The 26668-nt window shown below is 38.3% G+C and carries 24 protein-coding genes and 1 pseudogene; 21 read left to right on the top strand and 4 right to left on the bottom strand.

What is annotated here, in order from left to right:
* The first annotated feature begins 9 nt into the window (after positions 1-9).
* The 6 genes from AAHB15_RS22870 to ssuE all read left to right on the top strand — a co-directional run bounded on the left by AAHB15_RS22870 (position 10) and on the right by ssuE (position 6772).
* Positions 10-1374: an LLM class flavin-dependent oxidoreductase gene (locus AAHB15_RS22870; protein WP_342043419.1), complete on the top strand. Its 1365-nt coding sequence runs from the start codon at positions 10-12 to the stop codon at positions 1372-1374.
* Positions 1375-2364: 990 nt separating this feature from the next.
* Complete coding sequence (locus AAHB15_RS22865; protein ID WP_342043418.1) at positions 2365-3354, top strand: sulfonate ABC transporter substrate-binding protein; 990 nt, start codon at positions 2365-2367, stop codon at positions 3352-3354.
* A gap of 17 nt (positions 3355-3371) precedes the next feature.
* A complete protein-coding gene (ssuD, locus tag AAHB15_RS22860; protein ID WP_342043417.1) occupies positions 3372-4511 on the top strand; it encodes an FMNH2-dependent alkanesulfonate monooxygenase in 1140 nt (379 codons plus the stop codon).
* 13 nt (positions 4512-4524) lie between these two features.
* Positions 4525-5283 carry an aliphatic sulfonate ABC transporter permease SsuC gene (gene ssuC / locus AAHB15_RS22855; RefSeq protein ID WP_342043416.1) on the top strand — a complete coding sequence of 253 codons (759 nt, stop codon included), beginning with the start codon at positions 4525-4527 and terminating at the stop codon, positions 5281-5283.
* Between the two features lie 15 nt (positions 5284-5298).
* Positions 5299-6072 (top strand): ATP-binding cassette domain-containing protein, encoded by a 774-nt coding sequence (locus AAHB15_RS22850; RefSeq protein ID WP_342043415.1) that lies wholly within the window; start codon positions 5299-5301, stop codon positions 6070-6072.
* Positions 6073-6211: 139 nt separating this feature from the next.
* Positions 6212-6772, top strand: coding sequence for an NADPH-dependent FMN reductase (ssuE, locus tag AAHB15_RS22845; RefSeq protein ID WP_342043414.1), 561 nt, complete (start codon positions 6212-6214; stop codon positions 6770-6772).
* 126 nt (positions 6773-6898) lie between these two features.
* Here the strand turns inward: ssuE and AAHB15_RS22840 are convergent, their stop codons facing one another.
* Positions 6899-7102, bottom strand: coding sequence for a hypothetical protein (locus AAHB15_RS22840; protein ID WP_342043413.1), 204 nt, complete (start codon positions 7100-7102; stop codon positions 6899-6901).
* Between the two features lie 1142 nt (positions 7103-8244).
* Between AAHB15_RS22840 and AAHB15_RS22835 the strand changes: the two genes are divergently transcribed.
* The 11 genes from AAHB15_RS22835 to AAHB15_RS22785 all read left to right on the top strand — a co-directional run bounded on the left by AAHB15_RS22835 (position 8245) and on the right by AAHB15_RS22785 (position 19270).
* A complete protein-coding gene (locus AAHB15_RS22835; RefSeq protein WP_342043412.1) occupies positions 8245-10029 on the top strand; it encodes a S9 family peptidase in 1785 nt (594 codons plus the stop codon).
* Between the two features lie 677 nt (positions 10030-10706).
* Positions 10707-11891, top strand: coding sequence for an acyl-CoA dehydrogenase family protein (locus tag AAHB15_RS22830; protein WP_335575807.1), 1185 nt, complete (start codon positions 10707-10709; stop codon positions 11889-11891).
* A complete protein-coding gene (locus AAHB15_RS22825) occupies positions 11878-12750 on the top strand; it encodes a transporter substrate-binding domain-containing protein (RefSeq protein WP_335575808.1) in 873 nt (290 codons plus the stop codon). The genes AAHB15_RS22830 and AAHB15_RS22825 overlap by 14 nt, the downstream gene beginning before the upstream one ends.
* Positions 12751-12771: 21 nt before the next feature.
* Positions 12772-13479 (top strand): amino acid ABC transporter permease, encoded by a 708-nt coding sequence (locus AAHB15_RS22820; protein WP_335575809.1) that lies wholly within the window; start codon positions 12772-12774, stop codon positions 13477-13479.
* An 11-nt stretch (positions 13480-13490) separates the two neighbouring features.
* Positions 13491-14204, top strand: a complete 714-nt coding sequence (locus AAHB15_RS22815; protein ID WP_335575810.1) for an amino acid ABC transporter permease — start codon at positions 13491-13493, stop codon at positions 14202-14204.
* 22 nt (positions 14205-14226) lie between these two features.
* Entirely contained in the window at positions 14227-14982 is a 756-nt protein-coding gene (locus tag AAHB15_RS22810; protein ID WP_335575811.1) for an amino acid ABC transporter ATP-binding protein, read from the top strand.
* 343 nt (positions 14983-15325) lie between these two features.
* Positions 15326-15595 (top strand): ArsR/SmtB family transcription factor, encoded by a 270-nt coding sequence (locus AAHB15_RS22805; RefSeq protein ID WP_342043410.1) that lies wholly within the window; start codon positions 15326-15328, stop codon positions 15593-15595.
* 73 nt (positions 15596-15668) lie between these two features.
* Positions 15669-16769, top strand: coding sequence for an alkene reductase (locus AAHB15_RS22800; RefSeq protein ID WP_342043409.1), 1101 nt, complete (start codon positions 15669-15671; stop codon positions 16767-16769).
* A 106-nt stretch (positions 16770-16875) separates the two neighbouring features.
* Positions 16876-18066 (top strand): MFS transporter, encoded by a 1191-nt coding sequence (locus tag AAHB15_RS22795; RefSeq protein WP_342043407.1) that lies wholly within the window; start codon positions 16876-16878, stop codon positions 18064-18066.
* 79 nt (positions 18067-18145) lie between these two features.
* On the top strand, positions 18146-18556 hold the full coding sequence (locus AAHB15_RS22790) for a potassium-transporting ATPase subunit C (RefSeq protein WP_342043406.1): 411 nt from the start codon (positions 18146-18148) through the stop codon (positions 18554-18556).
* An 87-nt stretch (positions 18557-18643) separates the two neighbouring features.
* Positions 18644-19270, top strand: a complete 627-nt coding sequence (locus tag AAHB15_RS22785) for a chloramphenicol phosphotransferase CPT family protein (protein WP_335575820.1) — start codon at positions 18644-18646, stop codon at positions 19268-19270.
* Between the two features lie 306 nt (positions 19271-19576).
* Here the strand turns inward: AAHB15_RS22785 and AAHB15_RS22780 are convergent, their stop codons facing one another.
* Entirely contained in the window at positions 19577-20125 is a 549-nt protein-coding gene (locus AAHB15_RS22780; protein ID WP_342043405.1) for a TetR/AcrR family transcriptional regulator, read from the bottom strand.
* Between the two features lie 229 nt (positions 20126-20354).
* On the opposite strand from AAHB15_RS22780, the gene AAHB15_RS22775 reads away from it, so the two are divergent.
* Positions 20355-21308, top strand: coding sequence for an alpha/beta hydrolase (locus AAHB15_RS22775; RefSeq protein WP_335575818.1), 954 nt, complete (start codon positions 20355-20357; stop codon positions 21306-21308).
* Positions 21309-21687: 379 nt separating this feature from the next.
* Positions 21688-22344 carry an NAD(P)H-binding protein gene (locus tag AAHB15_RS22770; RefSeq protein WP_342043402.1) on the top strand — a complete coding sequence of 219 codons (657 nt, stop codon included), beginning with the start codon at positions 21688-21690 and terminating at the stop codon, positions 22342-22344.
* Positions 22345-22673: 329 nt separating this feature from the next.
* On the opposite strand, the gene AAHB15_RS22765 is transcribed toward AAHB15_RS22770, so the two are convergent.
* Positions 22674-23093 (bottom strand): MerR family transcriptional regulator, encoded by a 420-nt coding sequence (locus AAHB15_RS22765; RefSeq protein ID WP_335574827.1) that lies wholly within the window; start codon positions 23091-23093, stop codon positions 22674-22676.
* Between the two features lie 369 nt (positions 23094-23462).
* On the opposite strand from AAHB15_RS22765, the gene AAHB15_RS22760 reads away from it, so the two are divergent.
* The gene (locus tag AAHB15_RS22760) at positions 23463-24503 is read left to right on the top strand and encodes an NAD(P)-dependent alcohol dehydrogenase (protein WP_335574826.1); all 1041 of its coding nucleotides are present in this window, start codon (positions 23463-23465) and stop codon (positions 24501-24503) included.
* 133 nt (positions 24504-24636) lie between these two features.
* On the opposite strand, the gene AAHB15_RS22755 is transcribed toward AAHB15_RS22760, so the two are convergent.
* Positions 24637-25539, bottom strand: coding sequence for a LysR family transcriptional regulator (locus AAHB15_RS22755; protein WP_342043400.1), 903 nt, complete (start codon positions 25537-25539; stop codon positions 24637-24639).
* Positions 25540-25895: 356 nt separating this feature from the next.
* Between AAHB15_RS22755 and AAHB15_RS22750 the strand changes: the two are divergent.
* Positions 25896-26666: pseudogene (locus AAHB15_RS22750) on the top strand (SDR family oxidoreductase); the annotation flags it as partial.
* Positions 26667-26668: the final 2 nt, after the last annotated feature.

The raw sequence follows: 26668 nt of genomic DNA, 5'->3' as shown, positions 1-26668 counted from the left end.
GAATGAAACATGACTCAAAATAATCGAGAAATGAAATTAGGCGCATTTTTTATGATACCTGGACATCATGTCGCAGCTTGGCGTCATCCAAAAGCAGAATCTCATCAAACCATGAGTTTTGATTTTATCAAAAGACTAGCCCAAACAGCAGAGCGTGGAAAGTTTGATATGGTTTTTCTTGCAGATAACTATGCAGTGAGAGGGAAAAATCAAAAGGTACTTAGCCAAACTGTGAATACGTTATTTGAACCCTTTACTCTTTTATCGGCTCTTGCTGCTGTAACAGATCATATCGGATTTGTTGGAACGGTATCCACTACTTTTAATGAGCCATTTAATGTTGCCCGCAGGTTCGCTTCTCTAGATCATTTGAGCGGCGGCCGTGCAGGCTGGAATGTTGTCACATCAAGCACGGACGTAGAAGCACAAAATTTTAATTTAGAGCAGCAGCTTCTTCATGAAAAACGCTATGAGCGTGCTGAAGAGTTTGTCGATGTGGTCACGAAGCTATGGGATAGTTGGGAGGATGATGCCCTAATTATTGATAAAGAGACAGCCCAATTTGCGGATTCTTCCAAAATTCACGCGATTAATCATAAAGGGGAATGGTTTTCCGTTGCAGGTCCATTAAATATCGCTCGTCCGATACAAGGGCATCCGGTAGTGATCCAGGCTGGTTCATCTGAAGCAGGGAAGGAGCTTGCGGCGCGAACTGCAGAGGTTATTTTCACAGCTTGGCAAACCCTTGAAGAAGCAAAAGCCTTTTATGCAGATGTAAAAGGAAGAATGGCAAAATACGGTCGCTCACCAGAGGAACTGAAAATCATGCCTGGGATATTCCCTGTTATTGGAAGAACGGAGGAAGAAGCAGAAGCTAATAAGATACTGCTTGAGGATCTTATTTCGGAAGAAGCGGGGTTATCTCTTCTGTCTGGTATGATAAGTGTTGATTTATCAGGATATCCAGTGGATGGACCACTCCCTGATTTGCCTGAAGTGAGTCAGATAAATGGTGGGAAAAGTCGTTTCCAATTATTAAAGGATCTTGCCGATCGTGAGGGATTGACCATTCGCCAGTTGTATCAGCGGATAGCCGGTGCCCGCGGACATCGGGAAATCAAGGGTACTCCTGAACAAATTGCGGATCAAATGCAAGAATGGTTCGAAAATGGCGCAGCGGACGGATTTAATATCATGCCTCCTTATTTGCCTGGTGGTCTGGAGGATTTCGTCAATCTGGTTATTCCAGTACTACAACAACGCCGATTGTTCCGTAAAGACTATACAGGCAAAACATTAAGGGAAAATCTCGGATTAAAACGGCCAGTTAATACACTAATTGAGTCGGAAAAAGAAATAATTAAATCTCGTTAATTTTATTTTAATTAAATCCCACTTGACTTATAGGATTAATAAGTTTTATAATATTAATAACTAAATGGAAAATTAAGTAAAATCTGACTGATCTACCAGAGGCTCTTTATTTAGGTTGATTTGTTTTCCTATATAGGGAGCCTCTTAATTTTAGAGGGGATTCATGTAAATAAATTTGAAAAAAGGAGAGTATTTGAAAGGAGCATTTTTATGAACGATACTGAGGTAAAAATGTGGATAAATGATTATTTAGATTTGTACCTTTATGCAAAGAGTCTGAATGATCATTTGTGGCAACAAGAAATTATAGAAAAACTACAAAATTCTACATTCCATAACACCTCCGAAATCCTCTAGTTTAATAGACATTTTATATATGATTATCTATTAAGAAAAATGGTGCTGTTCCTACATCTAAAATCTCTTTTCCATTCTATTTTCATAATAAATAAAAAAAACACCTTCCTTTAATAGAGGTGGGTGCTTTTGGTTTACCAATCACCCATACAATTCATAGGATTTTACTTAATCCTAAATCAATTAATCTGATGAGATAAGTGAAATTAGAAAAAAATCTTTCAAAATCTTTCAAAAAATCAGTTGACAATTGAAGCGTAGGGATATAAAGTTTAATCATAGTTTTAAAACCAAGTAAACAAGTTGGTTAAGTTAGATTAAAAGCTGATTCTAACTTGACAGGTCAGAAAAGTGTGAATAAAATAATATTTAAATTTTCTATTAATTGAAGTGATTATTTAGGTTCACGAAAATACATAAAAAAGCTGATCGGACTACCGAAGGCTCCTTTTCTCGATTTTATGAGATCAGGGGCCTTTTTTATTCACTTTAATCCGACTAAATAAATAGGTTTAATGTAGTTAATTTTACATATTTTCTTATCAGTCCACTGAAAGGAAGTGATTCATTGTGTGTTAGTAAAAAAATATTTCAGAATCTACGAGAATAATAGAGAAAATGGAGGAGTCATACGTGATTAAAAAAAATAAAAACCAATGGTGGTTAGCATTCATCTTACTTTTGTCCTTTTTGGTAAGTGGATGCAGTTCTTCCACCTCAGGAGAAAGCAAAGAAACTGCTTCAAATAGTAAGGAATCAAAGGTCATTAATATTGGTTATCAAAAGTTCGGTACCTTAAACATCTTAAAGGCAAAAGGAACCTTGGATAAAGATTTAAAATCACTTGGATATACGGTGAAATGGACCGAGTTTCCTGGAGGACCTCAGTTGCTTGAGGCATTAAATGTAGGCAGTTTAGACTTTGGTCATACAGGAGAAGCGCCGCCAATTTTTGCTCAAGCTGCAGGAGCCCCGCTCGTGTATTATGCCAATGCAACCGCAAATCCAAAAGGAGAAGCGATAATAGTACCTGAAAATTCTCCAATTAAAACGCTGAAAGACTTAAAAGGAAAAAAAATCGCGTTAAATAAAGGTTCAAATGTCCACTTTTTATTAGTTAAAGCACTGGAAAAAGCAGGTATTCCCTATAGTGATATTAAAACAATTTTTCTAACTCCTGCAGATGCGCGGGCAGCATTTGAAAAAGGAGATGTAGATGCCTGGGTGATTTGGGATCCCTTCTTAGCAGATGCCCAGAACGCTACAAAAGCAAGGATTTTAGCAGATGGTGAAGGATTAGTAAGCAACCGCGAATTTTTCTTAGCTGCCAATCAATTTGCAAAGGACAATCCTAAAGTATTAGATGTCATCTATAAAGAACTGGAAAAGACAGATAAATGGGTTCAAGAGAATCCAAAAGAAGCAGCCAAATTTCTTGCACCTCAAATTGGGATGAGTGTGGAGACATTAGAATTAACACTTAATCGAAGAACATTTGGATTAGAAAAAGTAAGTGCCCAAACAGCAAAGGATCAACAACAAATCGCTGATGCATTTTACAAGCTTAAATTAATTCCAGAAGATATTGAGGTACAAGAAGCACTTTTAAAAACTAATAATTAATAAAGGGGATTAAAAAAATGAATGTATTCTGGTTTATTCCAACACACGGTGATTCAAGATATTTAGGAGTTACAACGGGAGGCAGAGCAGTTACCTTCCCTTACCTAAAACAGGTGGCTCAGGCAGTTGATGAGTTAGGTTTTACTGGGGCTTTACTTCCAACAGGAAGATCTTGCGAAGATTCATGGGTGGTAGCTTCAAGTTTGCTTTCCGTTACCTCACGTATGAAATTTCTAGTCGCCGTACGGCCTGGTCTAAGTTCCCCATCACAAGCTGCCAGAATGGCAGCCACATTTGATCGCTTATCCAACGGCCGATTATTAATCAATGTGGTAACTGGCGGAGATCCTGTTGAACTGGCAGGAGATGGTCTTCATATAAACCATACGGAACGCTATGAATTAACGGATGAATTTTTAACAATATGGAGGGACTTGTTAGAAAAAGGAGAGGCCAACTTTTCTGGAAACTACTTAACTATTGATAATGGAAAATTGTTATATCCACCTGTTCAACAACCTTATCCGCCTCTTTATTTCGGAGGATCCTCTGAAATTGGGCAAGAAATAGCTGCGAAGCATGTGGATTACTACTTAACATGGGGAGAACCGCCTGCGAAAGTGGCAGAAAAAATAAACGAGGTAAAAAAATTAGCGGAAAAGCAAGGAAGAACCGTTCGTTTTGGGATTCGATTACATGTCATTGTAAGAGAAACAGAGAAGGAAGCCTGGGCGGCAGCGAATGATTTGATTAAATTTGTAGATGATGATTTAATTACCTCCTCTCAAAAGATCTTTTCGCGGTTTGATTCGGTTGGACAGCAGAGAATGTCGGAATTACACAATGGAAGTAAGGAGCAATTAGAAATTAGTCCGAATTTATGGGCAGGAGTAGGCCTTGTTAGAGGAGGAGCGGGGACAGCTTTAGTAGGAGATCCTGAAACGGTCGCACAAAGAATGAAGGAATATGCTGACCTTGGAATTGAAACCTTTATCCTTTCCGGATATCCACACTTGGAAGAAGCTTACCGTGTATCTGAATTATTATTCCCGCATCTTCCATTAGCAAAGGATGCTCCTCAATCGGATTCAACTAATATCATCAGTCCTTTTGGAGAAATTGTTGCAAACAACGAATTGCCGAAAGTCTTAAAGTGAAGGGTGAATGAACATGAATAAAAAACAGATTGTTCCGTGGATTGTCCCCATTTTATTACTTGCTTCCTGGCAGCTATCAAGCCAATTTGGGCTATTATCTTCACGTGTGCTGCCAAACCCTGTAGATGTATTCAAGTCTGCGGTTGAGCTAACCCGATCGGGTCAGCTTTTTGAATACATTAGCGCAAGCAGTAAACGAGCTATCATCGGGTTTTTGATCGGCGGGGGAATAGGATTTGCTTTAGGTCTGTTGAACGGCCTGTCGAGAATTTCAGAAAGTCTATTGGATAGTTCCTTACAAATGATTCGGAATATTCCGCATCTTGCGTTGATTCCTATTGTGATTTTATGGTTCGGAATTGAAGAAGAGGCAAAGCTGTTTCTAGTTGCATTAGGTACTTTTTTTCCAATTTACTTAAACACCTTTCACGGAATCCGTTCGATCGACAAATCTCTTATCGAAATGGGAAATGTTTATGGCCTTAAAGGGTTTTCGTTATTCTGGAACATTATTTTGCCCGGTGCTCTTCCTTCTATATTAGTTGGGGTTCGGTATGCAATAGGCATTACCTGGGTCACCCTTATTGTCGCTGAAACGATTGCATCGAATTCTGGTATAGGGTATATGGCCATGAACGCTAGAGAATTTATGAGGCTAGATATTGTTGTATTAAGTATTATTCTTTATGCGCTTCTCGGAAAACTATCAGACCTTATTGCGAAAATAGCTGAGAAGAGATTCTTACAATGGAATCCGTCTTATCGAAAATAGGGAGGAGGGTAATCAATGAGTGAAAAAAAAGAACGTCAAACAATATTAGAAATTTCTAACCTGCAAAAATCATTTGGCAATCATAAAGTACTCCAAAACATTAATCTAAAGGTTCAAAAAGGAGAATTTATTGCGATTGTAGGAAAAAGCGGATGTGGTAAAAGTACGTTATTACGCTTACTTGCAGGTTTAGAGACGGCTAGTGATGGAGAAATCTATACCGATGGGGAACGTTTAGAAGGTAGAAATCAATTAGCAAAAATCATGTTTCAGGACGGCAGGCTCCTCCCGTGGAAAAGAGTGGTCCAAAACGTTGGTTTGGGTTTAAAAACTGACTGGCGGCAGCGTGCCGAAAAGGTATTGGAACAAGTCGGATTAGCGGACCGTGGAAATGATTGGCCATCTGTATTATCAGGAGGACAACGGCAGAGAGTAGCACTTGCAAGAGCATTAGTTCATGAGCCAAATATACTTTTATTAGATGAACCACTTGGGGCACTGGATGCTCTGACACGGATCGAAATGCACCAGCTCATTGAAGATTTATGGATGGATAAAAAATTTACCGCCGTGTTGGTGACGCATGATGTAGAAGAAGCGGTTGCTCTTGCAAATAGAGTCATTTTAATTGAAGATGGGGAAATTGTGATGAACCAGCCTATTAAACTACCTTATCCACGGCAGAGAGAACATCCTTTATTTTCTCCAACCGTCAGCCAAATATTGAATCGGATTTTAGGAAAAGACAAAATGTCAACGAGTGATTTAAGACTAACAAAAATTGAGTAACAGTTTCCTGGAATGGGGGGAGACCATTCAGTTTACAGAATTTTAAACCATAATAGATAAAGAAAGTATAAGCCTAGTCTATATTTATATGAAAAAACTCGTAAATAGATATCGAGTTCACTTTAGAAAGGGAGTTTACATGATGAGTAAAATAACGATTATTTCTGGAAGTCCTTCTGAACATACGAGATTAAATGGGGTGTTGGATGAAGTTGTAAGGCTTTTAGAAGGGATAAATATCATTCCTGACATCATCCATGTTCGAAATCTTCCAGCCGAGGATTTAATTCAAGCGAAATTTAATAGTGAAGAAATTGTTAGAGCCAATAAAAAGGTCGAAGATTCAAATATCATTGTCATTCTGACACCTGTTTACAAATCTTCTTTTACCGGGGTTTTAAAAACCTATCTAGATCTATTACCGCAAAATGGTCTTGAAGGTAAGACCGTTTTACCGATTGCGATTGGAGGAACCTTTGGACATCTATTAATGTTGGATTATGCATTGAAGCCAGTGCTATCTGCGCTTGGAGCAACCCATATTTTAAAAGGTGCTTTTATTCTGGATAGTCAAATAAAGAAAATAGAAAATATTCAATATGAAATAGATGAAGCAGCTAAAAATCGCGTTGAAACTTCCTTGAATTTCTTAAAAAATTCTTTATCCCCGGAAAAGAATGTGATCGGTTCTATTGTTTAAAAATGTTTTAAGGAAAAAGTACTTAAGCTAAATGGGGGGCTAGACTTTAAAGTAAATAAGATTTTACCCATGTGCAAAACTTCCGGCCAAAATTTGGCCGGAAGTTTTGCAACTATACAGCCCTCACTAGATTACCATCTGTACTGTATCAGAAACTTTATCTAATTTAAAGCTTACTTTCTTATCTCCACAAACAAGATCATAATCACCAAGGTATCCCTCGAATGAAACCTTTCCATTGTCATTTGTCTTGCATGTCACGTTTGTATACCAGTCATTTTTGATCAGTTTCTTTACAACTTCATATGATGGTACGGTGTGCAAATTCATTTGTCTGTCCCATTAGATTGCCTCCGTCTCATAACCGTTTTCGTATTATCTCACTAAAGAAAACGCTTTCGGTATATCATCTAAATTTTATCGAACTTTGTTTAATCGGGAAACTAACTATTCGTTCATATAATAAATTTTTTGAAAATTTTAATGCGAAGGTCCATTATAATGGATTTTGACGGGGTACCACCTAGAGGACCTTTTCTTTGCGTAGATTGAAAAAGGTGAAGCCCAATTAGCTTTGTTTATAGCTAATCTAGGCTTTACTTTTTTATGGTAAATACAATATAAGACCCGCCAATGGCAACCGTGTCATTCATAACGACTACAGTACAAGTAATGGCAGGAATAGGTTCAAACCCCATGTCTTTTATAGCTGCTAGATAAAAATCAATATGTTTTTTCGGGAGTGAACTGGCCGATGCCCTTTAATTTATAGTCAAAAAATTTAAGAATTAGTTTATTTCTAGTTTCAATAGAGTCATATTTATCAATGTCGCTTTTCCGCCTATAAAAAGCAGTAAAACCTCCATAAATGGAGGTAAGATTGTCGAGAAAGGGAATTTTTTCTCGGCAATTTTTTAAAATATCTGAATCTAAAACTCCCATTTTTTAATAATTTTTATTCCTGATTACTCCTTTATCTTTTCCTTCTGTAGTTTTATGCTCCCATTTTCCCTTGAAGTACAATCTGTTTTGCCGTTTGTTTGTGCTTCTTATTTGTGTGATAGATATTGGCCACTATCAGTATAATTCCTAAAATTAATAGTTTCGTATGGTAAGTATAAACGTCTCTCCCCTGGTTAACTGTTTTGGTGACGTCTGCTTTTTAAAGTTCTAATTCGCAAATCGTTAAAACAAAATTATTTCGTGTCGGAATGGGCGCACATTTTACTAATAACGTGTTTTCTTTTTTTCATATTCGCTAATACAACTTTTGAACCAATTCTTACTCCAATAAGTAAATCCGCAGTAATTCAGTGGAATAATTGAGTATCAAGTATGGGCTAATATAGCATAATTCCCCTTCAATTAAATAAAATGGATTGGAGAGTTTTATCCCGTTTTATTTCATTTGATCTTTCGACGGCTCTCAATTGTAAAGATCGGTTTTGATTTAATACAGGAAAGGGGATTTTATGGATGTCGTAAGTTTAGACCCTTATTTACATGTTCGTACTGCGAAAAATCCAGTGTACGCTCCTGTTGGTAACAAGTTACGCTTTATTGCTGATTATACTGGTGTACCTCAAGTATGGGAGCTCGATCGAGGTGAAGCCTGGCCTGCCCAAGTCTCTTTTACACAGGATAGAATAACCCTTATTAAGTATGTAAACGGTACATCTAATTTAATTATTGGGATGGATATTAAGGGAAATGAATATGAGCAATTATATTTACTAAAGAAAGATAATAAACTAATAGATCTGACAAACTCACCAGAACATATTCATCATTATGGAGGAAGCTCTCCTGATGGAAAATGGATTGCCTGGTCAAGTAATCGCCGGCATCCAGCCTATTTGGATATTTACATTCAAAATCTGGAAACACTAGAAATCCGTCTTGTTTATTTGGATAATGGGCTATTTTCATCCCTTAAATGGGTTCCAGAAGGAAATTCTCTATTAATTGAGAAAACAAATACACCTCTTGATAATGATTTAGGTATACTTGACCTTTCCACTGGAAGGGTGAACTGGATAACAAAACATTCAGGGGAAGCAAGCTTTAAAAATGTTCATTTTAATAAGGATGGAACTCATCTCTATTTATTATCCAATAAAGATAGAGAATTCTATGGGCTTGCATTTATTAACTTAAAAACAAAACATTTCGATTGGATGGAGATTGGAGAGTGGGATTTCGAAAATTTAGAAATGAGTAATGATAAAGATAAGCTTGCCTTTACGATAAATGAAGGGGGAATTTCCAAAGGGATTATTTTAGACTTAAACACAAGCTATCTTTATACATGCAAAACACCACTTGGTGTCATATCAAAAATGAAATTTTCCCCTGATAATCAAAAACTGGCATATGAATTTAATGGACCAGCATATCCACCAGAGATATGGGAACTTGATCTCAAAACAATACAAGCTGAGAGGCTTACATATGTTTCCCGATCACCAGCTCTGAAGGATAAATTGATTGAACCTGAAATCATAACCTTCCGCTCTTTTGACAACCTTCAGATTCCAGCATTTTACTACAAACCGAAAAACATCACTAAAAAACTGCCTGTTGTCCTTTATATTCACGGGGGTCCTGAGAGCCAAAGCCGTGCTGTTTACAACTCGATCCAGCAATACTTATTAAATCATGGTTATGCTGTTTGTGCACCAAACGTTCGGGGCAGTACGGGCTACGGAAAAACGTACACCCATCTTGATGATGTTCAAAAAAGAATAGATGCTGTAACGGATCTGGTTTATTTAGTTGAATGGCTAAAGACAAATAGGAACATAGATTTTGAAAAGATTGCCATAATGGGCGGCAGCTATGGTGGGTTTATGGTTCTTGCCGCCATTAGCCATTTTCCAAAGTATTGGTCTGCCGCTATTGATATTGTGGGAATGTCAAGTCTTAGAACTTTCCTGGAAACAACAAGCCCCTGGCGTAAGAAGCAAAGGGAGGCTGAATATGGAACAATTGAAAGAGACGGAAAATTTTTTGATAGAATTGATCCATTGAATCATACAGATAGAATCACTTCCCCGCTAATGGTACTCCATGGGGAAAATGATCTCCGAGTCCCGATAACAGAATCCGAGCAAATGGTAAATAAATTAAAGGATCGAAATCACCAAGTTGAATTTATTCGGTTTGAAGATGAAGGCCATAAATTCGAAAAACTTAAAAATAAAAGTACTGCCTATAAAGAAATGGTACAATTTCTCATTCGGCATATTGGTAAGTGATTTCTAAATGATGTCCTTTTCTATCAGAAAGGAAATATAAAGAATAGGAAACTCACAATGGGAGGTCCTATTTTTCAGATGATGGTTTTCTTTTAGAAATATTAAAGCACAGTTCGTATAATATTATGGGACTGCTCAAGGAGAGTTACCCACGTCATTAGTAAAAGTTGTTCAATAATATTTAGAATATTCGTCTGACAAGTAAACAGTGGAAAAAGCATACTTCTTAAGTCTTGAAAATGGTAGTTGGTTGTCTTGAATCTGAAGAAGGATCCAAGCTAATCAATCGATTAATTTCTTAAGTTGCCTTAGCTCGATACTCACTTAGGCTAAGGCAGCCTAAGATAAAGCCTAAAGAATTTTACATAAAGTACTGGGCACTATTCTTCTGAATATAGTTCATTAAAGCCTGTCAATTTAGCGCTGGTGAACACAAACTAGGACTCTCCAAAACTTTCGATCAGTTAAAAGCAGTATTTAAATTAGTTAATGGAAATACAAATTTAAATTCCTAGTTGACACATTGGATTAATATACTTATTATAATGTAATATATACATAATATTCCAAAAATGTATATAAAAACTTATGAGCATAGCTTATCAGTCAACTGAAGGCTGCTTCCATTCTAAATGGGAGTGGTCTTTTTTATTTAGTGTTAGGAGGGAGCAAAGAGCATGCAGGACTTATTTGTAAAAAATAGCAAGCAGCGCAAGTGGCTTGAACGGCTGTACCCATTAGAAGCGGACTTTAAAGCACAAGCCTCGCAAATCGACAAGGAGGGCAGCTTCCCTAGAGAGAATATCCAGGTGTTAAGAAAAATCGGTTATACCAAATTGACCTTACCAGAGGAATTTGGCGGGTCAGGATTTTCTCTATACGATACCATTCTCTTACAAGAAAAGCTGGGAAGCTATGATGGCAGCACCGCGTTATCGATTGGATGGACATTAATGACAGTTGGAGAATTATTTGAAAATCGGTATTGGAATCCAGAAAAGTTAGCATTTTTTGCTGAAGAAGTGAACGATGGGGCCATCATTAACCGAGCAGTAAGCGAAATGGCTACAGGCAGTCCCATTCGCGGGGGCAGGCCCGAAACAAGTGCTAAGCGTGTAGCTGGCAAATGGGTGATTAATGGGCGGAAGAGCTATACAACCTGCTCACCGGAACTGGATTATTTTTTAACTTCTGCTTGGATCGAAGAAAAAGGAACGGTAGGATTTTTGCTGATTCCAAAAGAAGCGGAAGGACTAACCATCGAGGAAAATTGGAATGTGATCGCGATGCGTGGTACCGGCAGCCATGATCTAGTATTAGAAAACGTGGTAGTGGATGAGTCGGACTTAGTCGAAATTCCCAGTCATCATACGGGGTTTAAACTGAATGGCTGGGGTCTGCTGATTCCTGCCACCTATTTAGGGATCGCGCAGGCGGCCAGGGACTATGCACTCGAATTTGCCAATACCCATTCGCCCAATAGTATTAAGGGTCCAATCGCTCAGCTGCCGAACGTGCAGGCGTTATTAGGCGAGATGGACTTGGAATTAAACAAAGCAAGATTTGCACTATATGGTACGGCAGAGGCTTACATTGATGAGGATCGTCATCGGGATATCACAAATGAAGCACTTGTAGCCAAACATATTGTGACCAACTCCGCGATTACAGTGGTCGACAAAGCGATGCGATTAGTCGGAGCAAAAAGCTTACAGCTAACCAATCCACTCCAGCGTTATTACCGAGATGTTCGGGCAGGCCTGCATAATCCGCCAATGGATGATCTAACCATTTTAAAATTAGCTCAAACAGCTATTCAACAATATGAATCTAAGGGAGGAAAAGACAATGAAAATGAATAAGTTTTTTAAAATCGCCGCTACAGGAATTGCTTTAGTAACCCTCATCGCAGGCTGCGGCTCAACGGCAACAACTGGGGCAAAAGCGGATGCGGGAGCTGCTAAGAAAGAAGTCAGAAAAGTAAAAGTAGCGTTTGATCAAGGCGGTAAACCAATCGGATACCTAGATGAAAAGGGCAACCCAACCGGATATGAAATTGAAGTGATGAAATTAGTGGATAAGGCATTGCCAGAATATGAATTCGAATATGTGCCGACATCCAGTGAAGACTTATTGGTAGGGGTGCAGCAAGGCAAATATCAAGTAGGGGTAAAAAATGCCTGGTTCACAGAGGAAAGAACGAAGAGTTATATTTTTCCGAAAGAATTCCTCGGACTCAGCGGTGTTGGCATTTTGTTAAAAAAGAAAAACGAAAATATAAAAGACTTATCAGACTTTGCTAAAGCTAAGCTTTCGTTAGCACCTATCGCGGCAAGTAATGCTCAATATACCATTGTGGATGAATATAACCAAGCCAATCCAGAAAATAAAGTTAAACTGGAAGCCGGAGATGCATTCTCAGTGGATGTCGTTCAATGGGTAAATGAAGGACGTGTAGATGGAGGCATTTATTTGGGAGCAACGTATGAAAAGCAAGTTCTTGCAAAGGATGGACCTTATCATAATTTAGCAAATGACCTCGTTTATAATGAGTTTGCAGTTGTCAAAACTTGGCCATTATTCAACAAAAAAGAACAAGAATTTGCAGATGCCTATGATCAAGCCATCAAGAAAATTAAAGAGGAAAAGAAGACAAACAAACTGATGGTTAAGTTCTATAATACCGATTTATTTAAACTATTGGATACTGTAAAAAGGTAACCATCTAAAAAGAGGTGGAATATGCAAACGTATTTTGATAGTGCCTACATTTGGGGAGCATTGCCACAACTTCTTTCGTTTTTACACGTAACTTTTATGGTTGCAGGTCTATCGGTTTTGTTCGGTACGATTCTAGGATTTATCTTAGCTGTTATGAAACTAGGAACGAATACGGCTGCCATAAAAATCGCTAATGGGTATACCACTATTTTAAGGTGTACCCCCTCTATTGTTCTTTTATTTTTAGTGTATTACGGGCTTCCGGCAATAGCCAGTAACTTTGGTACAGAACTGAATCATCTTCAAACTTCGATTTATGTTGTGATTACCTTTTCGCTGCAATTTGGGGCCTTCATGTCTGAGGTAATGAGAACGGCCTATGAAGCGATCGACCGGGGACAATATGAGGCAGCGGTTAGTGTCGGGCTTAGTCCTGCCCAGGCATTTCGGAGAATTGTGTTGCCGCAAGCATTTGTTGTCGCATTGCCCAATTTCGGCAACAGCTTCCTTGAATTAATGAAAGAAGGATCATTAGCGTATACCATTGGTTTGGTTGATATTATGGGGAAAGCAAGCCTTATTATTTCAAATAACTATAATTCTCATTCGTTAGAAATTTATCTAGCCTTATCTCTTATATACTGGGTTTTATCCATTTTGATTGAACAGTTCTTTTCAAAGTTAGAAAAGATTTTTAGTAAAGGTAACCTGGTTATAAAAACGACATAGGGGGTGACAGCATGTCGGTCGGATTGGATGTTTCATTTTTAGTAAAAACCTTTTTTGTTGCATTATCTGGAGTGCCTATAGCCTTACTCATTACGATTGTCTCCTTGCTCATTGCTCTGCCTTCAGGATTTTTGCTCGCCTTATCGCGGATTAATCGAATTCCAGTGATAAGCCAGTTAGCACGAGTCTATGTTTCGTTTGTGAGAGGGACTCCCGTCATTGTTCAAATTTTTATTATTTTTACAAGTGTTCCTTTACTATTGGCTCCCATATTCGAGAAGTATCATGTGAAAACGAGTATCTACGATATCAATCCGATTTGGTACGCATTTATTGTTTTCTCGTTGAATACAACTGCAATTTTAATAGAAGTATTTCGTTCTGCTATTAGCACGGTCAGTAAGGGGCAGCTGGAAGCAGCTTATTCCGTTGGGTTGAACAATGTGCAAGCGTTTAGAAGAATACTCATTCCACAAATATTAGTGGTGGCATTGTCCAATATTTGTACAGCAACGGTCAATCTTATTAAAGCTACCTCCTTGGGTTATGCTTTGTCATTGAGAGAGATTACGTTAAAAGCTCAAGTGGCTGCTAATGTTGGCTACAATTTTATTGAAGCGTACATCGATATCTTTCTTGTCTATCTTATTTTATGCAGCTTAGTGGAAACCTTATTTAAGCTGTTTGAAAAACGGTTAAGGAAGTATAAAGCAGCCGATGCCTAAGCTCAAGATTGGAGGCAAAGTCATGTTAGAGATTAAAAATATCCACAAATCCTTTGGTAAGAATGAGATTTTAAAAGGAGTAGATTTACAGATTGATAGGGGTGATGTGGTTGTCATTCTTGGCCCGAGTGGCTCTGGTAAGACCACATTGCTTCGGTGCATTAACTTTCTTGAACGAGCCGATCAGGGGCAAGCCATTTTTGGTGATATTCATGTAACCCTTAAATCTGCAACCAAAAAACAAATACATCAAATCAGGCAAAAGATTGCTTTTGTGTTTCAGAATTATAATCTGTTTACGAATAAAACAGTATTAGAGAATGTGACAGAGGGTCTTATCATTGGAAGAAAGGTTCCGAAAGCAGATGCCAACGAGCTGGGGAAACAGGCCTTGGCGAAGGTCGGATTGGCAGATAAATTGAATTCCTACCCTAGTGAACTGTCTGGCGGGCAGCAGCAGCGGGTTGGCATAGCAAGAGCGATTGCGTTAAATCCGGATATTATTTTATTTGATGAACCAACGTCTGCACTGGATCCAGAATTAGTCGGTGAAGTCTTAACCGTCATGAAAAATATTGCAAAAGAAGGAACAACCATGTTAGTGGTGACCCATGAAATGTCTTTTGCAAAGGATGTAGCCAACCGAGTCATCTTTATGGATGGCGGTGTGATCGTAGAAGAGAATTCTCCAAAGGAGATCTTCTCAAGACCAAAAGAAGAAAGAACGCAGCATTTCTTAAGACGGGTCATACCTGAAGATTTTATTTATAATATCTAATGAACGAGAAACCTCTAGAAATGGAGGTTTTTCTTCATTGTTCCCATCAAAATGTCTTGTAACTAATACTTTAATCTGATTTGGTATTAAAAGATTAATGTTTAATGATTTAGTTATAATTATATTTATTGGTTAAAATTAACTTTCATTTAAACGTGGATTAGAAAAAAACAAATTAGATGCATGGGTTATCATGTAGTGGAAATCACAATCACATTCTTAAATTAAGAAAACAGCCTTTGAATTAAAAAATGAAAAATACCCTCTTGACAGAGCATCCCTGATTAAATACAATATTTCTATAAATACTGAAATAAGAATTGCAGAAAGGAGGTTTTTAACGGTGAGTGATGATATTGCAGTAAAAGTCTATAAGGCACTAGGTGAATCGACTCGTTTACAAATCGTAAAATTACTTGCTCAACAATCAGAGTTAGCTTGCCTGGAAATGGCAAATCAATTAAAAGTCCCTGCCAATTCAACATTGACACATCATTTAAAACCATTACTCGATTGCGGATTATTAGCAGTTCGCAGAGAGGGAACCTTCAGATATTACAGTTTACAACGAGAAGTCCTTGAACAATACGCTCCCGCTTTGCTTAAATGTTAAAGCGGAATAATTTTAATTTCAATTTCAGTATTTATAGAAATACCGAATAATTGAAATGAACGGGGGAAAATGTATGGGTCAAATTAGCAAAGAAACAAATTCTAGGGGAAATTTAAAAAATGGTTTAGAAAGTAAATTGTTTGAACCGATAAAAATCGGAGCTTGGAATTTACGCTCTCGTATCGCAATGGCACCGTTAACGAGATCCTTTGCAGATGATCAGACGGGCGTAGTAGGAGAGGATATTGTTGAATATTACCGAAAACGTGCTGCCGATGGAGTCGGTTTAATCATCTCAGAAGGAACCGTCATTAGTCCTCGTGGAAAAGGCTATCCTGGAATTCCAGGCATTTATTCAGACGAACAAATTAAGGGATGGAAAAAAGTAACTAATGCTGTGCATAAAGAGGGAGGAACAATGATCGCTCAAATATGGCATGTTGGTCGTTTATCTCATCACGAGCTTGCTGGAAATCTGCCTCCTCAAGCACCATCAGCTATTCCAGCTGAAGGCCTTGTCTCTCGTTTCCGTAAGCCATATGATGTTCCTGAAGAAATGACAATTAAAGAGATTAATGAAGTAATCAATCAATATGCGCAAGCTGCGAAAAATGCAATAGCAGCAGGTTTTGATGGTGTGGAAATTCACGGTGCCCACGGATACTTAATTGACCAATTTAATTCAGATATAACAAATCATCGTACAGACGAATATGGTGGTGACCTTGCTCAAAGATTAACGTTCATGAAGGAAGTAATTAAAGCAGTTATCGACGCAATCGGTACAGAACGAACAATGATTCGATTCTCTGCTCATAAAGCAGATATACCAAATTACATGTGGGAAGATCCAGAAATGGCTATTCGTACATTTGTTGAGGCATTTAAGGAAGCGGGTGCAACAATGATTCACCCATCGATTATGCAATTTGATCGAGTGCTTGCAAATGGAAAAACGTTGCATCAATTAGTCCGAAAATACTGGGATGGTGTCATTATTGGGGTAGGTACATTAACTCCAGAAATGGCGAATCAGGCGATTGAAGAAGGAATAATTGATGTCGCTGCTTTCGGACGCCCATTAATATCTAATCCTGATTTTATTCATCGTTTAAAAAACGGTAAAAAATTGGAAGAATACGATGTTAAGAAGCATCTTAATACATTAATTTAAAGCACTAGAATAGAATGAAGCTTATATAGCTTCTTTCATTTTGTATGTTATTTCAGTGTTTATAGAAATATAAAAATTAATAGTGATAATGAGGAGAAAATTTTACATGTCAAATACAGCAAAGATTTATATTTTAGCATTGATAAGTTTTTTAGTTGGTACTTCACAGTACATCATCTCAGGTATTTTGGATAAAATGGCAGATGCCCTAGGAGTGTCAATTGGAGCGGCTGGTCAATTAATTACAGTCTTTTCATTAGCCTATGCAATCGGTACACCTATATTAATGGTATTAACGGCTAAAATGGAAAGACGTAAATTACTGATCTATACGTTATTTGTTTTTATTATAGGAAATTTACTTTCAGTAATTGTTCCAGGGTATGGATTATTTATGATTGCTCGCATTATTATGGCTTTAAGTACAGGTGTAGCGATCGTTACAGTTTTAAGTATCGCAGCAAAGATTACACCTGCTAATAAAAAGGCAAGTTCAATTGCAACAGTTGTCATGGGATTTACCGCATCATTAATCATTGGTGTTCCTATTGGACGTTTTATTACATCTACGTATGGCTGGAAATTTGTATTTATCGGTATCGCATTTTTAGTTTTACTTGTCATTTTTATTGTTATAAATACAATACCAAAAATGAATGGTGATGCTACGATCCCTTTAACGAGACAAATTGCTATGTTCAAAAAACCAAAAATTGCTTTAGCATTATCAATCACCTTCTTTTTAATGACAGGGTACGGGATTATTTTTACTTATTTATCTCCATACCTTGTAAATACTGTAGGTATGAGTGATCATCTTTTAAGCATTACTTTACTTGTTCTTGGAGTTGCAAGCTTATTTGGTTCTAAACTAGGTGGCTTAAGTGCAGATAAAAGAGGCGTAATTTTCACATTAAAAAGAGGGTTACTTGTAAACGGAACATCTTTAGTCGTGCTTTCATTTGTATCACATTCAATTATTGCAGTATTTATTATATTGACAGTCTGGTCATTTGCAGGATGGTCATCAGGTGCAACTCAGCAATATAATTTAGCAACGATATCACCTGAATCCTCAGATGTGTTGCTAGGTCTGAACCAATCGATGATGCAATTAGGTTTTGCAGTTGGTGCAGGTTTAGGTGGAGTAATTGTGGGGCAAATATCAATATCATCAATTACATGGTTCAGTGCGTTAAGTGTTGTGTTTGCAAGTATTACAACATTTGGATTATCACGTTTCTTAAATAATAAAAAGATAGTCAACCAAGGTTTTTTGGCAGAAAAGAGAGCTTGATCAAATTGGGAGTCTTAAATCGTTATCTTTGCATTTTGTTTACACAATTTGGCTAGTCAACCAACTAAAGGTTCAGAGCTTGTGGCTCAAGAGTTTAAGAGTTCCGCAATGGTTCCATCCAAGAGCATTCGCGGCAAAGTATGACCCAAAAGCATCTGATGCAACGAATGCTGCCGTTGCATCAAAAGAATACATTCAAACGGTGAAAGTCAATGAGAATCAATTAAAAAAGGAAAATGGAAATGTAGGTGACACGATTCCACCAGATCTAGTGACAACTTCCGGTTCCGGTTTTGATCCCGATTTAAATCCGGAAGCACCTAAGGCACAGGTACCTAGAATTGCCAAAGCCATGAATGTTTCGGAAGATCGAATAGAAAAACTTATAAAGGAACATACCAAAGGACGCCAGTTGGGGATTTTTGGTGAGTCTCGTGTAAATGTTTTAGAACTAACCTTCTTTTCTTTTTCAACTAAATGGGCAGGGTAGGTTAGTTTGAAATATGCGTAAAATAAAGGGAATTTAAGAGAATCTTAGTAATTTCAGATAAGCTACGGAATGCAAGGGGGATAATTCATGGATAAAGTTGATACTCCTGGAAAGATTATAATACTTAATGGTACTCCAAGATCTGGGAAGTCAAGCATCGCCGCTGTAATTCAGAATATGTTCGAAGGTGTGTGGATGAATATAGGTGTCGATAATTTCATGAAGATAACCCCCGAAAGATATCAGCCTGGGATAGGTTTGCGACCAGGCGGTGAACGTCCAGACCTCGAACCTCTCGTTAATATTATGTACCGTGCTATGTATGAGATGGTTGCTATATATAGTCGGCTAGGTCTAAACGTCGTAGTGGATGTTGGTCATCATGAAGGGTATTCCATCCCACTGGATATTCTCCCTAAATGTGCTCGGATACTAAATGGACTTCCTGTTTTGTTTGTTGGCGTCCGTTGTCCAATTGAAGTTGTCTTGGAACGACGGCTTAAAACTGGATATGTTGGATACAACGCTCAAGGTATGGTACCAAAGTCAGTCAGTTTATGGCAGCAGCTAGTCCATGTACCTGGTATCTATGATTTGCAAGTCGATACATCAGTTCTCGCTCCCGAAGAGTGCGCCAAATTGATTCGCCAGCGACTCGAAGATGGTCCACCTCCGACAGCTTTCCAGTACATTCAAAGATTGGGAATGAAATAGTTATTGTAATCGCGGTAGGTATTACTGCAGTAGAGTTATAGACCTTTTGATTTTCTAACTTTCTAGGTAAAAAATTATATATCAAAAAAGGCTAGGTATGCTACTGGCCTTTTTAACAAGTAAAGAAAGTATAAAAGGTTAGACTTTGAGAATTGTCCAGCTCCAGCGCCTAGCCCCTCGAGGTCACAAGCCTTCCTTTTGGGAGCGACTTGTGCTTGTCGGGGCTGAACAAGGCGCTTACGCTTTTCTTAATGATTATTATTAAATTGTGTTCTTTTGTTTTATAAAATGATATTTAAGAAAGTATTATATGATCCTCTCTAGCAAAATCCCCAATTCTTTTGCTATGGACTTAGGCGGAGAAGGCATCCCATCCTTTAACCATGACTCCAAAACGCCTACATAAGCATTTGCAGCGAATTTAACAATAATATCTTCACTTAAACCTTCATTTTTTCCTTTTGTTTTATGCAACTCTTCCTTGTACCCTTCCATAACATACTCTAGGAACATACTACGAAAAGAAGGGGTCGCCTCTTTGCTCGCTAACATCGTTGAAAAGAATAAATAATGAGTCTCAAAGTATTCAAAAAAGATCTGAATTGCATCTACCCATTCCTCTTGACATGCCCATTCACTGGTTTCCTTAAGCTCGTTTATATGCTCTTCTATCATCTTATCTAGTAAATCGTATTTATCCAAGTAATGGAGATAGACAGTACTTCGGTTTACATTTGCCCTGTCAGCAATATCCTGGATGGTAATGTCATCGAAATTTTTTTCACTCATCAGTTCAAGAAATGCTTTTTTTATCGAATTTTGAGTTTTGACTACTCTTCTATCTACTTTCTTCATTGTTTCATCACCAGACTTTCTTAAAGTTTATCAACAATTTTTATTGATTTGTTGTATAAACAACGAATTGCGTTAATTTAACGATTGAAAGCATCGTATTTCTATTTATAATTATAAACAGATGTTGTTTAAACAATCAATGATGTTAATTGTCTTAGTTAAGGTTTTGCGTCATTTTGTTGGCGGTACCCCTAAAAGAAAATAATAAGAAGAGAGGGTTATTGAAGAAATGTCAAAGACAGATAACTATATTTTTGAAATAAGCGATAAGGTAACAAGGAAATCAGTTTCATACAATAACAGGTTTGGAATCAAAATTGCGGCAGATCTCTATTTGCCAAAAGACTTTGATGAGTCAAAGAAACATGCAGCCGTTATTATAGGTGCTCCATATGGTGGTGTTAAAGAACAGGGTTCGTGTATTTATGCTCAAAACATGGCAGAGCGTGGTTTTGTGGCTCTTGCATTTGACCCATCATTCAACGGATACAGTGGTGGAGAGCCACGGCACCTTTCTTCTCCTGATCTTTTCGTAGAAGATTTCAGTGCAGCCGTTGATTATGTAGGTACGCGTCCATTTGTAGATAGGAATCAAATTGGTGTAATCGGTATGTGTGGTAGCGGTGGTTTTGCGATCAGTGCAGCGCAGGTTGATAGGCGCATCAAGGCCGTTGCCACGGTAAGCATGTACGATATATCCCGTGTGGCAGCCAACGGCTGGATGGACTCGTTAACCGAGGAAGCACGCAACAGTATCCTCGATGAAATTGCCGACCAGCGTTACGTCGATTTTGAGGAAGCCCAGCCAGCACTCGCCCAGCGAGGAGCACCTATTGGATTTGACGAAAATACAGACCCTGTCGGTCGTGAGTTTGGAGAGTTCTATTCTACGCCTCGTGGGTACCACCCAAACTCAATTACTCAATTTACCGTGACAAGCAGCATGTCATTTATGAATTTCCCGTTGCTTACGCACATTAAATCGATTTCGCCGCGTCCGATTTTGTTCATCATGGGCGAGCACGCTCACTCACGATACTTTAGTGAAGATGCTTACGAATTGGCGGCAGAACCAAAAGAGCTGTACATCGTTCCCAATGCAGGACATGTTGATTTGTATGACAAAACGGATTTGATTCCATTCGACAAGTTGGAAGCATTCTTTATCGAGAATTTGAAGTAACAATCGCTTCAAAATAAAAGTAAGGAACTTTAAGTGAAAAAGATTGGGTGGAAGACATTAAAAGGTCCAGCCGACTGTTCGCGAGTGACGTTCTCCACATTATCATACTTGGTAGTGAGGAGCCGTCGCGCGTATATCAAAACGCCTATCGATAGCTATCTGCCTCCTAGCTAGCTTACGAGGATGCATACATTGTCAGATGAGGTCCTTTATGTTTTTCATAAAATGGACTAGCTATGCCTCTTTGTATTAATTAAGTTTGTTCTGTTAAAATTACTTATGTGGAATTTTTAATTTGATTAAAGATCCCTTAACTATCCACATTAGCACCCTTGGAATTTAATTTCAGGGAGACTATATAGAATATTAGGAGAAGACAATGCACGCATTATTAATAGGAGCAACGGGAGCCACAGGGAAAGACTTGCTGGATTTATTGTTAAAAGACGATTCTTTTCATCAGGTAGATATCTTTGTTAGGCGTAATCTGGATGTCCAACATGAAAAATTAAAGATACATGTTATTGACTTTGATAAATCAGAACAATGGAGATATTTAGTGAAGGGCGATGTTTTGTTTTCGTGTTTGGGAACGACCTTTAAAACAGCGGGAAGTAAAGAAGCACAATGGAAGGTTGACTACGATTATCAATACCAGTTTGCTAAATTTGCCAGAGAAAGAAATGTAAATAATTATGTATTGGTATCATCTGGTTTTTCTTCTCCTAATTCTTTCTTCTATTATACAAAAATGAAAGGGCGGTTAGAAGAAGCTGTCAAGGCTTTAGGATTTCCAAAGTTGACTATCTTTAACCCGCCTGTTTTGATACGAAAAAATAGTGATCGAACAATGGAAGTTGCCGGATTGAAAGCCATACAGTTTTTTAATAAAATAGGGATTTTTCGCTCTCAAGAACCTCTACCGACCGAAATATTAGCTCAAGCCATGATAAATTCTGCCAAAACAAAAGAAAACGGCATTTTTACATTAAAAGGGAAAGCGATTTGGAAATGTGCCAAAGCTAATTATGAATAAAAATTTTCTATACAGTAGACAATAGAGCTCGTTGACGACCGGCATCTCCAAAAATCTTCTATTACGGTAGACAATAGAGCTCATTGACGACCGGCATCTCCAAAAATGTTTCATCACGGTAGACAATAGAACTCATTGACGACCGGCTTCTCCAAATATCATCCATCACGGTAGACAATAGAGCTTTAAGGATCGGCTCCCGTGCAAGAGCATGGGGGTAAAGCACTTGTGCTTCTGATATGGATTATAGAAATAGGTTAAGTGTAGTAAATGGTAGAAACAGAGAAGCCTGTATTTAAATAGATATTTATGAAATACAGTGGTTTCTATTAATTAGTAAGTAATGGAATCCCTATTTTATCGTTTTTATGAATATCTTCTGTTCCGGCATTCAATGCAGACTTGTAATAGCTGCATTTATGCTCGATCACTTCCATCGTTTTTTTTAGGTCTTCCATCTGTGCTTCAACATGAGCTTTTCGGTCTAAAAACATGTCATATCTTTGTTGCAACGTGGCATCCCCCTCAGAACACCAATCAATGAAAGTTTTAATTTCCTTAATAGGCATCCCGGTAGCTTTCAGACATTCAATTACTTTTAAAGCGTCGATATCGGATTCTTTAAACACTCGTGTTCCGCTGGTTGTCCGTTCTACAAAAGGAATTAGACCCTCCTTGTCGTAGTAACGCAAGGTATAAACTGTTAGATTTAATTCTTTTGCAACTTCGCTTATTGAATATGTCTTCATCGTTTATCTCCTATTCTAAATGATAGACTTAGAGTTAACTCTATGATTTTAGGAGATTTTATCACGGTATTATCCGAATGTCAAAGTAACCTTACAGGGAAAGTAGAACTTGGCTGGAGATATACTTCCAAAAAAGAATATAGGTAGCTTTAGGCTATAACAAATGGTTTGAAATCATTTTGGTCAAGGGATCTTCAAAAGAATTCTATACTAATCTCTTGACCTAGAGTTAACTATAGGGATTAATATTGTTTTGCAAGAGAAAGAAGAAAGGATAGAAGGGAATGAAGGGGAATTTTAACCTGATTTCTTCATTTTATCCGGTACAGGCCATTCTCTTGAAAACTATAAATTATTGGAGGTTTTTTTATGATAACTGCTAAAGCACGTGCTGTAGACGGTCCAGACAAACCGTTTCGAGCGGCTGAAATTAAAAGACGCGATCTTGATTCGCATGATGTTCTGATTGAAATTAAATATGCGGGTATTTGCCATTCTGACATCCATACTGCTCACGGCGAATGGGGTCCCGTGAACTATCCGCTCGTACCTGGACATGAGATTGCGGGAATTGTCACCGAAGTAGGCGCAGCGGTCTCAAAATACAAGGTCGGGGACCGGGTAGGAGTCGGATGTATGGTTGATTCCTGTGGCGATTGTGAGAATTGCCGTAAAGGTGAAGAACAATACTGTCTTAATGGAAATGTACCCACCTACGCTGGTGTTGACAAATACGGTGAGCCTACTCAAGGTGGCTATTCAACCCACATTGTCGTAACTGAAGACTTCGTAGTGAGAATTCCTGAAACAATAGAGCTTGATGTTGCATCACCATTACTTTGCGCAGGTATTACAACATATTCTCCACTAAATCATTGGGGAGCTGGTCCAGGTAAGAAAGTAGCGGTTGTAGGTATGGGTGGTCTTGGTCATATGGCTGTCCAAATTGCACACGCCATGGGTGCCGAGGTTACCGTCCTGTCACAAACATTGAAGAAAAAGGAAGATGGCTTGCAATTAGGAGCAGACCATTACTATGCAACAAGCGATCCAGAGACGTTTAGCAAACTGGCGGGTACGTTCGACCTTATCATTAATACAGTAAGCGCTAAGATTGATATTAGTGCCTACCTTTCGTTGCTAGCACTGGATGGTGCATTGGTCAACGTCGGTGCGCCAGCAGAGCCACTGTCACTAAATGTGTTCTCTCTCATCGGTCATCGCCGTTCATTCGCAGGTTCAATGATTGGAGGTATCCGTGAGACTCAGGAAATGTTGGATTTCTGTGCAGAACATAACATTGTTCCTAAGATTGAAGTCATTTCAGCCGACCAAATTGACGAAGCCTACGAACGTGTGTTAGCTTCGGATGTGAAGTATCGATTCGTGATTGACATTAGCACCATGTAAGTCTCGTAAATGATAAATTCTAATAAGGATGTCCATTAAGCCTAGCTTTTTGGACATCCTTGTATAAAGTGGCTTCAAAGTGCGTAAGTCAAGGTAAAATCAAAAAGTTACCCAACAGAAGCCGAGGCATTAGTCAATTTAAAGAATTTGAAAACTTCGCCTGAATTTCTTTTAAAAAAATATCTGAAGCAGCGGAAAAAACCTGATGCTTTTTCCAAACAATATTTAAGCCAGATGCAAGTTTTGGCTTTAGCGGTCTAAAACAAAGGTTACTATCACTAGACGTATTCACTATTTTATCAAGAGTTATTGCATAACCAATGCCCTCATCAACCATAATGGCAGCATTATAGGCAAGATTGTAGGTAGTCACGACGTTTAATTTATCAAAATCTTCACCAAACCAATCCGCAAATTCATTTTTGGAAAATGTCTGTTTCATTACCTGGCGAGAACAGATCAGCGGAACATTTAATATATCCACTGCTTGAATGGAATCTTTGAAAGCAAGAGGACTGTCTTTCCTCATAACAACGCCCCAAACATCTTTACCAGGGATGTTGAGATAATTGTATTTTGATAAATCAGCTGGTTGAATTAAGATACCAAAGTCAAGCAATCCTTTGTCAAGCCGTTCAGTCACATCATCTTCGTTTCCACTGTAGAGATGGTACCGTATATTTGGATAATGTAACTGTAAATCTTTGACTACCCGTGCAATCTGTCTGATAGCGTCCGTTTCCCCACCACCTATATAGACATCACCACCTATTGTTTCTTCCATAAAATTAAATTCTTTCTCTAATTTATCGACCATATCAACGATTTCTTCTGCTCTCTTTCGCAGGAGCATTCCTTCTTCTGTGAGAATGATACTGTGACTACTGCGAGTAAATAGTTTTTTTCCTAATTCTTCTTCAAGGTCTTTTAATTGTCTTGACAAGGTTGGCTGTGTAACATGCAAAAAATCAGCGGCAGCCGTCATGCTTCCTTCTCTTGCAACAGTAAGAAAATAGCGCAAAACTCTTAGTTCCAAAAAATAACCTCCTTTATGATGTTTTAGTATATACGTTTTTAAAATGCCTATCAAGCATATCATGATATTAGATATAAGCATTGGTTATATCAAAGGGACCAAGCTAAAATAAATAGTAATAACACATTAGAAAGGATGGTGTTTAGTGTGCCTGCTATTAAAGATAAAGTGGTTGTATTTATGGGTCCATCAAAAATCACCATCCGCCCGAAACAACAAGTGTATTAGTGGATGTTGAGTAGAAGGGATATTTTTTAAAGAAAATCTAGGAGGAAATCAATATGACTAACAATAAGAAAGTTTGGTTTATCACAGGTTCTGGACGTGGAATGGGCGTTTAGTTCGTAAAAGCTGCTCTTACAGCAGGTGATCAGGTCGTCGCCACTGGTCGTAATACTGATATGGTAGCTAAAGTTATCGGCGATGATGAAAATCTGTTAATTGTGAAGTTGGATGTCACGGACCCAACAGATGCTGAGGCTGCCATCAAGTCGGCTTTAGACCGATTTGGACGTATTGATGTGTTGGTCAACAATGCAGGTAACTTCTTTGGCGGATTCTTCGAGGAGCTGAGCCCACAGCAGATTGAACGACAAATTACTATCAATCTCTATGGTCCGATGAACGTCACCCGTGCAGTGCTGCCTGTAATGCGTAAGGCTCGTTCCGGACACATTATTTCTGTTTCTTCTCTTGCGGGCTTAGTAGGATTTGAGTACAATGCCGCTTACTCTGCTTCAAAATTTGGTCTTGAGGGTTTTATGGAGTCGTTACATCAGGATGTCGCTCCATTCGGCATCAAAACCACCATTGTAGAACCGGGCTTCTTCCGTACCGAATTTTTGGAGCCAGAATCAACATTCCTTGCTGAGCCAACTATCGATGACTACGCCGAGCGTAATGCACAATACCAGGCTTTCTGGAAAGAAAAAAATGGAAAACAGAAAGGCGATCCATTCAAGCTTGCAAAGGCTCTAATCACCATCGCAAGTAAGGAGGAACCTCCGTCTCGCTGGATCGCTGGTGCAGATGCAATCGCAGGTGCAGAGCAGAAAGTTGCAGAGCTTCGTAGTCAGATTAATGCCTATCGGGACCTTTCTATATCCCTTTCTTACCAGGATGAGTAACT

The organism is Bacillus sp. OTU2372 (genome assembly GCF_038440275.1).
Lineage (GTDB): Bacteria > Bacillota > Bacilli > Bacillales > Cytobacillaceae > Neobacillus > Neobacillus bataviensis_B.
This window is presented reverse-complemented; position numbering and strand designations above follow the sequence as displayed.

What these genes read in the sequence shown, in the direction of transcription:
- AAHB15_RS22870 (WP_342043419.1), top strand. Translation starts at nt 10, where the DNA reads ATGACTCAAAATAATCGAGAAATGAAATTAGGCGCATTTTTTATGATA.
- ssuD (WP_342043417.1), top strand. Translation starts at nt 3,372, where the DNA reads ATGAATGTATTCTGGTTTATTCCAACACACGGTGATTCAAGATATTTA.
- ssuC (WP_342043416.1), top strand. Translation starts at nt 4,525, where the DNA reads ATGAATAAAAAACAGATTGTTCCGTGGATTGTCCCCATTTTATTACTT.
- AAHB15_RS22850 (WP_342043415.1), top strand. Translation starts at nt 5,299, where the DNA reads ATGAGTGAAAAAAAAGAACGTCAAACAATATTAGAAATTTCTAACCTG.
- ssuE (WP_342043414.1), top strand. Translation starts at nt 6,212, where the DNA reads ATGATGAGTAAAATAACGATTATTTCTGGAAGTCCTTCTGAACATACG.
- AAHB15_RS22840 (WP_342043413.1), bottom strand. Translation starts at nt 7,102, where the DNA reads ATGAATTTGCACACCGTACCATCATATGAAGTTGTAAAGAAACTGATC.
- AAHB15_RS22835 (WP_342043412.1), top strand. Translation starts at nt 8,245, where the DNA reads ATGGATGTCGTAAGTTTAGACCCTTATTTACATGTTCGTACTGCGAAA.
- AAHB15_RS22830 (WP_335575807.1), top strand. Translation starts at nt 10,707, where the DNA reads ATGCAGGACTTATTTGTAAAAAATAGCAAGCAGCGCAAGTGGCTTGAA.
- AAHB15_RS22825 (WP_335575808.1), top strand. Translation starts at nt 11,878, where the DNA reads ATGAAAATGAATAAGTTTTTTAAAATCGCCGCTACAGGAATTGCTTTA.
- AAHB15_RS22820 (WP_335575809.1), top strand. Translation starts at nt 12,772, where the DNA reads ATGCAAACGTATTTTGATAGTGCCTACATTTGGGGAGCATTGCCACAA.
- AAHB15_RS22815 (WP_335575810.1), top strand. Translation starts at nt 13,491, where the DNA reads ATGTCGGTCGGATTGGATGTTTCATTTTTAGTAAAAACCTTTTTTGTT.
- AAHB15_RS22810 (WP_335575811.1), top strand. Translation starts at nt 14,227, where the DNA reads ATGTTAGAGATTAAAAATATCCACAAATCCTTTGGTAAGAATGAGATT.
- AAHB15_RS22800 (WP_342043409.1), top strand. Translation starts at nt 15,669, where the DNA reads ATGGGTCAAATTAGCAAAGAAACAAATTCTAGGGGAAATTTAAAAAAT.
- AAHB15_RS22795 (WP_342043407.1), top strand. Translation starts at nt 16,876, where the DNA reads ATGTCAAATACAGCAAAGATTTATATTTTAGCATTGATAAGTTTTTTA.
- AAHB15_RS22785 (WP_335575820.1), top strand. Translation starts at nt 18,644, where the DNA reads ATGGATAAAGTTGATACTCCTGGAAAGATTATAATACTTAATGGTACT.
- AAHB15_RS22780 (WP_342043405.1), bottom strand. Translation starts at nt 20,125, where the DNA reads ATGAAGAAAGTAGATAGAAGAGTAGTCAAAACTCAAAATTCGATAAAA.
- AAHB15_RS22775 (WP_335575818.1), top strand. Translation starts at nt 20,355, where the DNA reads ATGTCAAAGACAGATAACTATATTTTTGAAATAAGCGATAAGGTAACA.
- AAHB15_RS22770 (WP_342043402.1), top strand. Translation starts at nt 21,688, where the DNA reads ATGCACGCATTATTAATAGGAGCAACGGGAGCCACAGGGAAAGACTTG.
- AAHB15_RS22765 (WP_335574827.1), bottom strand. Translation starts at nt 23,093, where the DNA reads ATGAAGACATATTCAATAAGCGAAGTTGCAAAAGAATTAAATCTAACA.
- AAHB15_RS22760 (WP_335574826.1), top strand. Translation starts at nt 23,463, where the DNA reads ATGATAACTGCTAAAGCACGTGCTGTAGACGGTCCAGACAAACCGTTT.